The following is a 13,775-nucleotide window of genomic DNA, read 5'->3' as shown; positions in this document are numbered from 1 at the left end:
TTAATAGTTATAGAGAAGCAAAAAGAGCGGGCATTCGTCATCTGTACGCGACTGTCCGCTCTTGATTGTTTATTAAATTTCATTACAGCAGCTTACCGCTGTTAGAGAAGTTGTAAGTCTTGCCGTTAATCTTTTGGCTGCCAGTTACCATTGCGGCAGTTTGCGGGTTGAAGTAGTACCAATCACCGTTCTTGAACTGCTTCCAACCGGTAACGGCCTGGCCCTTGGCGTTGAAGTAGTACCAGTTGCCGTTGATCTTCTGCCAGCCGTTTTCCTGTTCAGCCGAGGTTTCCCGACTTGCCCAGGCGTTGGTTGGGTCGAAGTAGTACCACTGCTTGTTCAGCCACCGCCAGCCTTGAGCTGCGCTGTCGTAGCCAGGGTCAAAGTAGTAGATGTTGCCGTTAATTTCCTGAAGCCCCGTCAGTGCCCAAGCATTGGTTGGGTCAAAGTAGTACCAGTAGCCGCCAAGCTGGTGCCAACCGGTCATGGCTTCACCGGTCGTCCAGTTGAAGCAGTAGCGGTGACCGTTGATGGTCTTCCAGCCGGTGACGACGTGGTTATTGGCATCGAAGTAGTACCAGGAACCATTGATCTTTTCCCAACCAGTTACGGCCCAGGCGTTCGTCGGGTCAAAGTAGTAGCGGGTGCCGTTGATGGTCTGCCAACCGGTCAGTGCCCAGGCATTGGTTGGATCGAAGTAGTACCAGTTGCCGTTAATCTTCTGCCAACCCTTGAGTGCCCAGGCGTTTTGGGTATCGAAGTAGTACCAGCGGTTGTTAATCTTTTGCCAACCGGTGTCGGCCCAGGTGTTGGTGGTGTCGAAGTAGTACCAGTTGTTGTTGAGCTTCTGCCAGCCCTTGAGTGCCCAAGCGTTTTGGGCATCGAAGTAGTACCAGTTGCCGTTAATCTTTTGCCAGCCGGTCAGTGCCCAGGCGTTTTGGGTATCGAAGTAGTACCAGTTCTGAGCAGTAGTTTGGAACCAGCCGGTCTGGGCCTTCCCGTTTTCTTGGAAGTAGTACCAGCGGCTGTTGATCTTGTGCCAGCCGGTGTAAGCCGCACCGTCATTCGCACCACCAAAGCCGTACCACTGGCCATCAATCTTTTGCCAGCCATTCTGCATGGCCCCGTAAGTGCCGTCGTGCTGGGTATTCAGGTAGTAGTAGTGGCCGTTGATTTCCTTCAGGCCGGTCTGCATCTGACCATTAGTCGTGTCGAAGTAGTACCACTGGTTGATCTTCTTCCAGCCGGTAGTTGCGGTTCCGTCTTCATTGAAGTAGTACCAGCTGTCATTTTCCTGCTGCCAGCCAGGCTTGCCCGTCGGCAGGGTAGTGGTGGATGGCGTTTCGCTTGGCGTCGTGGCGCTGCTCGTGCTGCCACTCTCGGCGGCTGAACTGCTTGCGGCGCTCGTCGATGCTGCCGATGAAGAAGCGGCACTGGTGTTGGCCGTGCTGGTTGCCGCGCTGCTGGAAGCGGCCGAGCTCGTTGCTGCGGCACTGCTTGCTGCGGATGACGTTGCTTGACTGGCACTGCTCGTTGCGGTGCTCTTAACGGCCGTTGTCTGGGTGGTTGCCGGCTCCTGCGTGGTAGTAGTTGCGGCGTTAGCGGTGGTGTTGAGCGTGAAGCCCAGTGTCAGTGCTGCGCCGGCAACTAACAAGGTATTTCTAAGTTTGTGAGAATAGATGTGCTGATTGCGCATTAAAAAAGCCCCTTTCTTTGAACCTCTGTACAGAATCATTCTAGTTCATCTAGCGGGAAAATAACATAGAAAAGGGACCAATCCATGACGGATGATCCCAATCTTAACCATTTAGTTACCAATTGACGTTTCGTTGTGGATAACTTGGGCGTTGGTCGGCAGTGATCCGTACCAATCCTCGTAGTGAATCTCGGAACTGCCGTCAATCGTCTGACGATCCATCCCGTCGCTGTCGACGTGGTGGGTGATGCCGTAGGAGTCGGTCCAGACGGCGACGTCACCGAGGCCGAGCTGAATCTCTTCGTGCTGTTCGTCACCATTGTGAATCACCTGGGCGTCGGCTGGCAGTGAACCAGACCAGTCTTCGTAGTTTACCTGGGTGCTGCCGGCGATCGTCTGACGATCCATCCCGTCACTGTCGACATGGTGGGTGATGCCGTAGGAGTCGGTCCAGACGGCAACGTCACCAAGGCCAAGCTGGATTTCGCCCTGCTGCTGGTTACTGGTTGCCTTTGGCGTGGTCGTTGCAGCTGCCGGGGCTTGGCTAGTAGTTGCCGCGGTGGTGTCAGCGTTGTTCTGCTGGTAGGTGGTCGTTGTAGCTGCCTGAGTTGCCTGATTCGTCGTGGCTGGCTGCTGACTAGCCGTCGTGCCTTGGCTCGGTGCGGTCGTGGAACTTACCGGTGCGCTGGTCGAACTAGCTGCGCTGCTGCTCTCGCTGGCTGCGCTCGTCGATTCCGCCTTGGCGCTCTTCTTAGTTGCTTGCTTACTCTCTTTGGTCACTGCCTTATGCTGGGCAGTACTTTGCTTAACGGTCTTTGCGCTTGTTGGTTCGTTGGAAGTCTTGTGGGTGTAAGCCTGATTAGTGGCCGCACAGCCACCAAGCCCTAACGCTAATAGTAAAGCTAACGAGGTGTTTAATAATTTTTTTGTAACTTTAATCATGATTTAGCGCTCCCCTCTATCGAACATCTAATTTAACCACTCCTTCTATTTATATTGTAACATTTTTGCAATATAGATGTAAGATAGTTGATACATCATTGAATATTATTAGCCAATTGTCTGAAATAGCTACCTATTATTAACCATTGATTCGTGGCGGTGCAAATTCAGCTAACTGAAAAGTTTGACCGTTCGCTGACAAGGCCTTTATTCACGGCTAAACAATGTTAGTATTATAATGTTGGATTCTATAAATTTTGAAGGGATCGAGTAATTTATGAAGACACATTTTAAGCTGTATAAAGCAGGGAAACTGTGGCTGACGGCGTGCCTCGTGGCCTTGGGGATTGGCCTGACGACGGTAGCTGCGCCCGAAGCTGCCCATGCGGATGACGCCACGACCACGGTAGCAGTTGTCAAGAACACGACGACTACGACTACCGGTCAGACGACCACGGCCGCCACCCAGCAGCAGAACAGTCAGCAGGATCAGCAGTCCACGTCGACGGTGCCGACGACCATCAACGGTTACACGCACCAGTCGGACAACAGCTGGAAGAACGCTGACGGCCAAACGCCAAGCGGCTGGCAGACCGAGGGTTCCGACTGGTACTACTTCAAGGACGGGACCAACACCACCGGCTGGCAGCAGATCGATAACAATTGGTATTACATGAACAACGACAGCAGTGCCATGGAGACCGGCCTGCAGACGATCAACAACGCCACATACTACTTGAATGAGCAACACGACGGTACCTATGGCGCCATGAAGACCGGCTGGCAAAACGTCGGTGGTCACTGGTACTACTTCGAAGGCAACGGTGCCGCCCACACCGGCTGGGGCAAGCTGGACGGGCAGTGGTACTACTTCGACCCGGCCAACCAGGGCCAGATGCTGGCGGGGCTGCAGTCGATTAACAACCGGACCTACTACTTAAATGACCAGCACGACGGCACGTACGGTGCGATGAAGAGTGGCTGGCAGAAGATCAACGGCAAGTGGTACGGCTTTGGCGGCCCCGACGATGGTGCAGCTTATAACGACTGGCACTATATCAATGGCCACTGGTACTACTTCTTAAAGGACGGCCAGGGGCAAACCGGCTGGTCGACGATCAACGGCCATCGTTACTACTTCGACAATAATAACGCCTGGGCCCTGACCGGCTGGCAGACGCTGGGTGACTCCTGGTATTACTTTGACACGGTCAACGCCTGGCTGGAGACCAACTGGCAGAACATTGGCGGCCACTGGTACTACCTGAACCCGGAGACGGGCGCCATGCTGATCGGGGTGCAAAAGCTCGGTGACACGACCTACTACCTGAATGAAAACCACGACGGAACTTACGGTGCCATGCAGACCGGTTGGCAGCAGGTCGACGGTTCCTGGTACTACTTCCAGGGCAATGGTGCGGCCGCGCTAGGCTGGCAGTCGATCAACGGCAGCGAGTACTACCTCGATCCGGAGACGGCCCAGATGGCGACCGGCATCACGAAGATCGGTGACTACTACTACGCCTTTGACCCAACGTCCGGCAAGCAGGAGAAGGGCCTGGTATTTAACCCAGCGACCAGCCTGCTCCAGTACTTTGACCAAACGAACGGCAGCCGGCAGAGTCAGGTAATCCTTAACGGCAAGACCTACACGTTTGACCAGGCAAGTGGCGACATGATCACCACTGATCTGGCGGACGGCTTCAACCAGATCGGCAATACTTGGTACTTCTTCAACCGGGCGGCTAACACCTTTGCCCACGATTACTGGTACAAGTATGCTAATAGCTGGTACTACTTCGGTGACAATGCCGCCATGCAGACTGGCTGGCAGAAGATTAATGGTCGCTGGTACTGCTTCAATGACAACGGCAGTGCCCGGACCGGCTGGTACAAGACGGCCGCCGGCAACTGGTACTACTTTGACGATACTAACGCCTGGGCACTGACCGGTTGGCAGAAGATCAACAACAACTGGTACTACTTCGATCCTGACAATGCCTGGGCCGACCGCGGCTGGGGCTTCATTGGTCACAACTGGTACTACTTCGATCCTGTCAATGCCTACATGTACACCGGGACGCACTGGATCGACGGCCACAAGGTAACTCTGCAGAGCTGGGGTGGCTTCGTCGGCTTCAGTCAGCGGGTCATTAACTGGTTCCTGGACCGGGAAGGCAAGCTGACCTACTCCCTCTACGGCTCACGGACCGGTCGTGACGGGACCGCCGACTGTTCCGGTTCGATGACGATGGCCGTTTGGTCTGCCGGTGGTTCCCGGCCATCGATGATTTACTCGACTGAGACCCTTGGCAATTATCTCCTGTCCAACGGTTACTACGTTGCTGGCTCTGGCCGTGGCGTTCAGGACGTTCGCTACGGGGACATCGTCATCTGGGGGAACCCAGGACACTCTGCTGGTGGCGCCGGCCACGTTTCGGTAGTTTCAACTGGTGGCAGCGACCCAATGTGTATTTCAACCAACGCCTACTACGGTGATCAAGCACCATGGGGCCACGGTAACCCGAACATGGCGGTTCAGGAATTCAACTACCAGTGGTACTGGCAGCAGGATGACTGTCCTTACCAGATGGTCTACCGGCCAAACTTCTACTGGGCTTAAATAAAGCTTTATAAAGACACAAATGTCTATTATAATCATTAATATAAAGATATTTGTCGCGAGAGTGGGGGTTAGTAATGGATAAGAAAGTACTAAAGTTAACGGCGCTGACGGCCCTGACGATGGCATTTGGTACCGTCTCAATGGTCAACAACGTCCGGGCCGATGATGCACCGACCGGTGAGACCACTAACGTTGCAACGACGCTGAACCAATCCGCTGCCGGAAGTCAGCAGGTGGCGAGCAGTTCCGTCGCAGTCAGTGGGGCAACAGCCAGCGCTGCTACGGCCAAGGCGGCTAGCTATTCTAATGCTGCGGCCTATTCCAACGATGTAACCGCAGCCCAGCAGATCAATTTCCCGAGTGGTTATAACTTGAGTGACCTGCGCAGTATCAATAACCTGTCGGCGGCCAATGAATTCAACAAGAAGGCCCTGCCGGGATTGACCAGCAACAACTACCAATCCAACAGTGCGGCGGCGGCCGAGTCGATCAACATCGACCAGTTAACCGACCAGCAGGTTCGCGAGATGAACCAGTATGCCCTGAACTTGGTTAACAACGCTCGGGCGGCCTTTGGCGAGTCCGCCTACAGCCAGGACGCCGGAACGATTGCCGAAGTCCGGAATAAGGCTCTGCAGTACCAGAACAAGAAGGAGTCACTGCTGACTGGTTACTGGCATGACGAGACCATCCTGTTGAATGACAGTGAAAACATCTCCGCCATGCAAATCTACGCCGATAACCAGTGGGGGACCCTCGTGCGGCCGTTTGCGACCGCCAAGGGCAGCGACTTCGTCAACGAAAACAGTATTCCCCTGTTCACGGTGACCACGATGGATGACCTGCGTGCCATGATTTACTACGGTGTCACGACGATGCTCTTTGACGACGCCAGTGACATCTACGGCCATGCTCAGAACTTCCTGACGAACTACCAGCCGATCCCGACGATGGCGGTTTACCCGTCCATCCTTGATGGCTACGGCACCGGCCTCTATTCGAATGGGACGCACTTCCAGTACAAGCTGAAGAACGTCGACATGCACTTCATTTGGGCTCAGGGGACTTCCAACGAGACTCAGTCCTCGGCACCGTCAACCCAGCCAACCACTCCCGCGCAGCCGACCACTCCTGTGCAGCCAACTACTCCCGCTGCTCAGCCATCGACGCCGGCCCAGCAGCCGTCGACTCCTGCGCAATCGACAACGACTGGTGAAACGGTCACGCCAAAGCAGCCAGCTCAGCCGACGCAGCCGTCGAGCTCAAACACGTCCGGCACGGTAACCGGCTGGCGGACGATCAACGGCAAGCTGTACCGCTTTGAGAACAGTAAGTTCCTGACCGGCTGGCAGTCGATCAATTCCCACTGGTACTACTTCAATACCGATGGGGCTGCACAGACCGGCTGGTATAAGTCTGGGGCAGGCAATTGGTACTACTTTAACCCGGACACGGCACAGACAGCCACTAACTGGCAGAAGATTAATGGTCGTTGGTACTACTTCGACGACAACAACGCCTGGGCGCTGAAGGGCTGGTTCCAGACGGCCGCCCAGAACTGGTACTACTTCGATCCAACGAACGCTTGGGCCGACACTGGTTGGTTCCAATCCGCGGCGGGCAACTGGTTCTACTTTGACCCGACGAATGCGTGGGCGCTGAAGGGCTGGCAGAAGATCAACAACCGCTGGTACTACTTCGACACCCAGAACGTCTGGGCAATGAAGGGCTGGTTCCAGACGGCCGCCGGTAACTGGTACTACTTCGATCCGACGAACGCCTGGGCCGACACCGGCTGGCAACGGATCAACGGTCACTGGTACTTCTTTGACCTGGACAATGCCTGGGCAGTGAAGGGCTGGTTTAAGACCGTTAACGGCAACTGGTACTACTTCGACCCAACCAACGCCTGGGCCCTGACCGGCTGGCACTACATCAACGGTCAGTGGTACTACTTCGACGCCAACGGCAAGATGGAAACCGGCAGCGTGCGGATCAACGGCCGCCTCTACCACTTCGCCAATAATGGCCACTGGCTTGGCTACTAAATATTAATTTTGAAACGCTTTGGGGCTTCACCGTCCTAAGGCGTTTTTTATTTATCACCCCTTAAGGAAAAGTGACAGTGGTGGTAGAATGTTCCTGTAACGACTGATTTCAAAGGGGAGTAATGAAGCAATGAAGACACACTTTAAGCTGTACAAAGCGGGGAAAAAGTGGTTAATTGCCTGCCTGCTGACGGCCGGACTCGGCCTGACCATGGCCGCACCGGCGCAGGCGGATGACGCTAATACCACGACGACTGCGGGCACCACGACCACCACGGTGACGACGCAGCAGAGCGTTGCCGGCTACACCAAGCAGGCCGATGGCACCTGGAAGAATGCCGAGGGTCAGGCAGCCAATGGTTGGCAGACTGACAACGGCAACTGGTACTATTTCACTAACGGTAACAGTCAGACCGGCTGGCAGAGCATCAGCAATAACTGGTACTACCTGAACCAGCAGAGTAACGCCATGGAGACCGGCTTGCAGACGATCAATAACGCCACCTATTACCTGAACGAGCAGCACGACGGAACCTATGGGGCGATGAAGACTGGCTGGCAGAACCTGAACGGCAGCTGGTACGACTTTGCCGACAACGGCGCCGCTCGGACCGGCTGGTACCAGAGCCCGGCCACCAACTGGTACTACTTTGACAACACCGGCAAGGCCAAGACCGGTTGGTTCCAGACTGCGAGCGGCAAGTGGTATTACGGTGACAACGCCAATGCCTGGACGCTGCGGGGCTGGCAGAACCTCAACAACAGCTGGTACTATTTCGACCCGAGTCAGACCTGGGCCGACACCGGCTGGCAAAAGATCGACGGCAACTGGTACTACTTCAATTCGGCAGCTCATGGTCAGATGGAAACTGGCCTGCAGACGATCAACAACCAGCTCTACTACCTGAACGAAAGTCACGACGGCACGTACGGCGCGATGAAGACCGGCTGGCAGTGGGCTGACGGTGCCTGGCGCTACCTGAATGGCAGCGGGGCCGCGCTCAGTGGCTGGCAGTGGATCGACAATAACTGGTTCTACTTTGACCCGGCCAACCAGGATCAAATGAAGACCGGCTGGCAGACGATCAACCAAAAGCGTTACTACCTGAATGAAGACCATGACGGCACGTACGGCGCAATGAAGACTGGTTGGCAGTGGATCGACGGCGCCTGGTCCTACTTCAACGCTGATGGTTCCGCCGTCTTTGGTTGGAGCAACATCAACGGCAACGAGTACCACTTCGATTCACAGGCTCGGATGGCAACCGGGGACACGGAGATCGATGGCTACCACTACTACTTTGATCCCGCTACCGGCCACCAGGAGCGGGGGCTGATCCTCGACCCGGCCACCGGCAAGCTGATCTACTACGATTCACAGACGGGCAGTCGGCAAACCCAGCTGACCAGCGATGGGCGGACCTTTAATTTTGATGCGAACAGCGGGGATATCGACACGTCCACACTTGCTGACGGCCTGATTAAGATCAACGGCAGCTATTACTATTACAACCGCGGTGCCGATCGCTTCCTCAGCAACCAATGGCAAAAGATCAACGGCAGCTGGTACTACTTCGGTGACCAGGGTGCGGCCACGACCGGCTGGTACAAGTCAACGGCCGGCAATTGGTACCACTTCGCCGACAACGGGACGGCCACGACCGGTTGGTACCAGAGTGCGGCCGGCTTCTGGTACTACTTTGACCCAACCAACGCTTGGGCAATGACCGGCTGGCAGTACATCAATGGTCACTGGTACTACTTCGCCGACGGCTATTACGCCAGCCAGCCCGACGAACACTGGGTTTACTCCGATGATACCTATGGCCAGATGTACACCGGCGTTCAATGGGTCGACGGTCACTGCTACAACTTCGGCACGAGTGGCGCCGAGACGGCCGAGCCATGGAACGATGGCTGGAGCTGGCCGTTCCCACAGGCTGGGGAAGGTTACTTCCTGCCAGGCCAACGCTTTGGCTACTCGAGCTATCCACGGGAGAACGGCTACCACGACGGGCTTGACTTCGGCTCCTCCGATCACCCTGGCTCAGCGGTCCACGCCGTCCACGGTGGGAAGGTGCTGGACGTCAACACGGTTCGTGACGACCAGGGCAAGACCCTCTGGTGGTTCGTCACGATCTACGACGGCAAGTACCTCTACGTCTACCAGGAGGCCTTCAGCAACCGGAACAAGATCACGGTTAGCCGCAACGACATCGTCTACCCTGGTCAGGTAATCGGCTACCGGGACCTGGGGCATCTGCACCTCGGCATTAACACCAGCCCGAACTATGGTGAGGACCTGGCCCACTCCTTCCAGCCAAGCTGGTCCGATTCGTCGCAGCCAACGGGTGGTGGAACCTGGCTCAACCCGGAGACCGTTATTCGCAACCACGGCTAAGCATTAAGAAGAGAGGAACTTCTGGGAAGATTTCCCGTGGAAGTTCCTTTTTCATTGCCAAATGTGGGCGGCTGTCAGTGGACGAAAGTGATACAATTGATATGTATTGAATATCATTGATTTATTGTGGGGGGAGTAACATGAATAGAAAAATTGCTCGATGGACGATGGTCGCAGCCCTGACCACGACGATGGGGTTAGTGGCGATCGACAGCAACGTCAAGGCCGACACTCAGGTTGACCCGACGGCAACGACCACGCCGACGCAGCAGGCAATTAGCTCGGCCACGATTTCGGCAACCGACCTGCACGCTGCGACTGCCAAGGCGGCCGCTAGCCAGTACAACCAGCAGGTCAACATTCCGAACGGCTACACGCTGAATGCGGTGGGCAGCATCCACGACAACACGGCGGCCGTTAATTTCCAGAACAACACCGCGGGCCAGGGTATGCGGATGAACAACTACACCTCTGATCCACAGACCGCTAGCGAGAGCGTTGACGTATCGAACCTGAATGCGGACCAAACCAGCCAGATGAACAACTTTGCCTTAAACCTGGTCAACCAGGTCCGGAGCAAGTTCGGCGAGAGCGGCTTTACCCAGACGGCGGGCAGCATTGACGTGGCCAAGAACATGGCCGGTCAGTACCAGAACAAGCAGATTTCACTGTTGAATAACGGCTGGCACGACCAGAGCATTCTGCAGGGGGCATCTGAAAACATCAGTGCCTATGGCCTCTACCACGACAACATCGCCAACCTCGGCTACGAGCACTTCGCGGCCGTCCGGGGCAGCGAACTGACCGACAGCAGCCATCTGCCACTGATTGTCGTCACCAATATGGACGACCTGCAGGCGATGATCTACTACGGGGTCATGGGGATGCTCTTCCAGGATGCTAATGATAACTTTGGCCACGCCCAGAACTTCCTGACTAATACGCACGGCACCGTGATGGGGGTTTACCCATCCATCACCAGCGCGACGAACAGCGGGACCACGACCGACAGCAACGGCAACGTGGTGGGGCACTTCAACTTCAACGTTCAGCGGGTCGACATGCACTTTATCTGGCCAAAGGCTGAGCAGCTGAACAACGGTAGCCAGCAGACCACTACGACCCACCAGCCTGGCTGGAGTCAGGTTAACGGTGTCTGGTATCACTACGACAATAACGGCAAGCTTCAAACCGGCTGGCAGAAGATCAACGGTGCCTGGTACTATCTGAATTCATCCAACGGTCAGATGGCAACGGGGCTGCAGAAGATCAATGGCGCAACCTACCTGCTGAACAACAGCGGGGCCATGCAGACTGGCTGGCAAAAGGTCAATGGTCACTGGTACCTCTTCAACGGCAGTGGCGCCGCAGTCACTGGCTGGTACAAGTCCGGTGCCGGCAACTGGTACTACTTTGGCAGCGACGGCGCTTCTGCCAGCGGCTGGCAGTGGATTAACGGTCACTGGTACTACTTTGACAACAACAACGCCTGGGCGGATGCCGGTTGGCTAAAGCTCGGCAACAGCTGGTACTACCTGGATCCAACCAACGATTGGATGTTGACGGGCTGGCAGTGGATCAACGGTGCCTGGTACTACCTGCAGTCTAACGGCCAGATGGCAACGGGGCTGCAAAAGATCAACGGTGCAACCTACCTGCTGAACGGCAGTGGTGCCATGCAGACTGGCTGGAAAAAGGTCAATGGTCACTGGTACCTCTTCAACGGCAGTGGCGCCGCAGTCACTGGCTGGTACAAGTCCGGTGCCGGTAACTGGTACTACTTCGGCAGCGATGGTGCTTCACTCAGTGGCTGGCAGACGATTAACGGCCACCGCTACTACTTCGATAGCACCAACGCCTGGGCCCTGACCGGCTGGCAAAAGATTGGCGACAGCTGGTACTACTTCGACCCGACGAACGCTTGGGCCGACACCGGCTGGCAGTACCTGGGTCACTGGTTCTACTTTGACGACCAGGGCAAGATGCAGACCGGTCACGTAAAGGTTGACGGTCGTTACAGCAATTTTGATAATAATGGTTACTGGCTCGGTTACGCCGACTAGTAGTAATGAGACGGTGGGACAGAACGCGCAAGCGAGTTCTGTCCCACTTTTTTTACAAGAAATTACACGAATATTACAGGACCAACACAATTAATAACAAAGCGACGACATTCCCGGATTTTCTCATTTCGCGGTGTATAGTAATAACTGTTGTGAAACGGGAAAAATAAAGGAGTTGTAATTTTAATCTATGGTTAAGAAACGGTTCAAGTTATATAAGAGTGGCAAGCAGTGGTTCAGCATGGCAATGGTTGCTTTGGCTTCCCTGACGCTCGGTATGACGATGGCAACTGTTGATGGTCAGGCGGATACCACCACCGACACTGCAGTGACTGCGCAGACTAACCAAGCAACTTCCAGCGACCAGCTGACGACGGATGGCCAGACCACGACCGTTCAGCTGACCGGGACGATGAAGAACGCCGCCGCTACCAATGATGACGCTGCTCAGCCGAGTGAATCCGGCCTGGTTCAGCGCGATGGCGGGACTTACTACTACAACAAGGACGCCAACAATTACGCTACCAACACCTGGGAAAATGTCAACAACAGCTGGTACTACTTTGGCGACAACGGCGCCGCCAAGACCGGTTGGTACCAATCTAATTCCAACTGGTACCTCTTCAACGACGACGGTTCCGCCAAGACCGGCTGGTACAAGTCCGATGCCGGCAACTGGTACTACTTTGATAACAACAACGCTTGGGCAGACACCGGTTGGCAGAAGATCAACAACAACTGGTACAACTTTGACCAGACCAACGCCTGGGCCGATACTGGCTGGCAGAAGATCAACAACAACTGGTACCACTTCGACGAAACCAACGCTTGGGCCAACACTGGTTGGTACAAGTCTGGTGCCGGCAACTGGTACTACTTTGATAATAACAACGCCAACGCTCTGACCGGCTGGCAGAAGATCAACAACAAGTGGTACTACTTCGACACGACGAACGCCTGGATGGCCACCGGCGACCAGACCATCAACGGCCAGAGCTACCACTTCAACAGCGATGGTTCCTGGGTTGACGATCACAGTGCCGCCGTCAACAAGGCCCTGTCCGTGCGTGGTACCGCCTACGTTTGGGGTGGCAACAAGCCATCCACTGGCTTTGACTGTTCCGGTTTAGTACAATGGGCTTACGGCCTGGGCAGCAACTACCGGACGACTAGTCAGCAGCAGACCCTGGGCAAGCACCACTACGACGTTGCTAACGCTCCAAAGGGTGCCCTGCTCTTCTTCGGTAGCGACAGTGCTCCATACCATGTTGCCATCTCCCTGGGGAACGGTGCCTACGTTCACGCCCCAGAGCCGGGTGACGTTGTCAAGATCGGCTACAACAAGTACTACAACGCTAGTTATTACGTAACTCTGTAATACCGTATTGAGGAGTGTCTAAATCTATATGTATAAAAAATTTGTGACTTTATTCGCTGCTGGTTCGCTGGTGTTGACCCTTGCCGCATGTGGCAATTCGACTTCGACAAATTCAAGCAAGGATAGTGAGGCGCGGTCAGCCAAGGTTGTGAAGCCTTCGAGTTCAACGACCAAGAAGAACACCACCGCGAAGAGTGAGAGCAAGCAAGACAGCAGTTCGACTGCCCAGTCCGCTAGCTCCCAGGTGACGACTAATTCTCAATCCGGCGCGAGCCAGGCAAGCAGCTCCCAGAAGACACAGGGGCAGTACAGCGTTATCAAGACCGGCGACCATTCCAGTGCCGTTAAGGCGAATAGTGATTCCACAAGTCAGGTCCAGATGACGGCCACCGACGCCAAGAACATCGTTAAGGAACACATCTTAAATAAGCTCAACGAGGCCGGTGTCAACGGTCAAGCACGGCCGGACGTTCCGTCAATGGATGAGATCGATGGCTACACGGCCACTCAGAATGGGGTTAACGATTGGACGGTCAGCGGGAATGGCCACACCTACCACGTGACCGCCACGTCAGTAACTGAAGAATAAATTTAGCTGAGGCTGGGTGAATTCCCAACCTC

8 protein-coding genes are annotated in these 13,775 nt (G+C 55.2%); 6 read left to right on the top strand and 2 right to left on the bottom strand.

Annotated elements, in window-relative coordinates:
- Positions 1–82: 82 nt before the first annotated feature.
- Positions 83–1,696, bottom strand: coding sequence for a hypothetical protein (locus tag LKE23_RS04025; protein ID WP_291978182.1), 1,614 nt, complete (start codon positions 1,694–1,696; stop codon positions 83–85).
- Between the two features lie 111 nt (positions 1,697–1,807).
- Positions 1,808–2,638 carry a hypothetical protein gene (locus tag LKE23_RS04020; RefSeq protein ID WP_291978181.1) on the bottom strand — a complete coding sequence of 277 codons (831 nt, stop codon included), beginning with the start codon at positions 2,636–2,638 and terminating at the stop codon, positions 1,808–1,810.
- 277 nt (positions 2,639–2,915) lie between these two features.
- On the opposite strand from LKE23_RS04020, the gene LKE23_RS04015 reads away from it, so the two are divergent.
- The 6 genes from LKE23_RS04015 to LKE23_RS03990 all read left to right on the top strand — a co-directional run bounded on the left by LKE23_RS04015 (position 2,916) and on the right by LKE23_RS03990 (position 13,743).
- Positions 2,916–5,261, top strand: a complete 2,346-nt coding sequence (locus LKE23_RS04015) for a peptidoglycan amidohydrolase family protein (RefSeq protein WP_291978180.1) — start codon at positions 2,916–2,918, stop codon at positions 5,259–5,261.
- Between the two features lie 77 nt (positions 5,262–5,338).
- Positions 5,339–7,312, top strand: a complete 1,974-nt coding sequence (locus LKE23_RS04010; RefSeq protein WP_291978179.1) for an SEC10/PgrA surface exclusion domain-containing protein — start codon at positions 5,339–5,341, stop codon at positions 7,310–7,312.
- Between the two features lie 130 nt (positions 7,313–7,442).
- Entirely contained in the window at positions 7,443–9,713 is a 2,271-nt protein-coding gene (locus tag LKE23_RS04005; protein WP_291978178.1) for a KxYKxGKxW signal peptide domain-containing protein, read from the top strand.
- Between the two features lie 140 nt (positions 9,714–9,853).
- Entirely contained in the window at positions 9,854–11,776 is a 1,923-nt protein-coding gene (locus LKE23_RS04000; RefSeq protein WP_291978177.1) for an SEC10/PgrA surface exclusion domain-containing protein, read from the top strand.
- Between the two features lie 190 nt (positions 11,777–11,966).
- On the top strand, positions 11,967–13,154 hold the full coding sequence (locus LKE23_RS03995) for an NlpC/P60 family protein (protein ID WP_291978176.1): 1,188 nt from the start codon (positions 11,967–11,969) through the stop codon (positions 13,152–13,154).
- 28 nt (positions 13,155–13,182) lie between these two features.
- Positions 13,183–13,743, top strand: a complete 561-nt coding sequence (locus LKE23_RS03990) for a hypothetical protein (RefSeq protein ID WP_291978175.1) — start codon at positions 13,183–13,185, stop codon at positions 13,741–13,743.
- Positions 13,744–13,775 lie beyond the last annotated feature (32 nt).

Source organism: Limosilactobacillus sp. (genome assembly GCF_022482365.1).
Lineage (GTDB): Bacteria > Bacillota > Bacilli > Lactobacillales > Lactobacillaceae > Limosilactobacillus.
This window is presented reverse-complemented; position numbering and strand designations above follow the sequence as displayed.

Bases quoted from the DNA above. Each gene is read 5' to 3' on its own strand.
- LKE23_RS04005 (WP_291978178.1), top strand. From the start codon at position 7,443: ATGAAGACACACTTTAAGCTGTACAAAGCGGGGAAAAAGTGGTTAATT.
- LKE23_RS04000 (WP_291978177.1), top strand. From the start codon at position 9,854: ATGAATAGAAAAATTGCTCGATGGACGATGGTCGCAGCCCTGACCACG.
- LKE23_RS03995 (WP_291978176.1), top strand. From the start codon at position 11,967: ATGGTTAAGAAACGGTTCAAGTTATATAAGAGTGGCAAGCAGTGGTTC.
- LKE23_RS04020 (WP_291978181.1), bottom strand. From the start codon at position 2,638: ATGATTAAAGTTACAAAAAAATTATTAAACACCTCGTTAGCTTTACTA.
- LKE23_RS03990 (WP_291978175.1), top strand. From the start codon at position 13,183: ATGTATAAAAAATTTGTGACTTTATTCGCTGCTGGTTCGCTGGTGTTG.
- LKE23_RS04010 (WP_291978179.1), top strand. From the start codon at position 5,339: ATGGATAAGAAAGTACTAAAGTTAACGGCGCTGACGGCCCTGACGATG.
- LKE23_RS04025 (WP_291978182.1), bottom strand. From the start codon at position 1,696: ATGCGCAATCAGCACATCTATTCTCACAAACTTAGAAATACCTTGTTA.
- LKE23_RS04015 (WP_291978180.1), top strand. From the start codon at position 2,916: ATGAAGACACATTTTAAGCTGTATAAAGCAGGGAAACTGTGGCTGACG.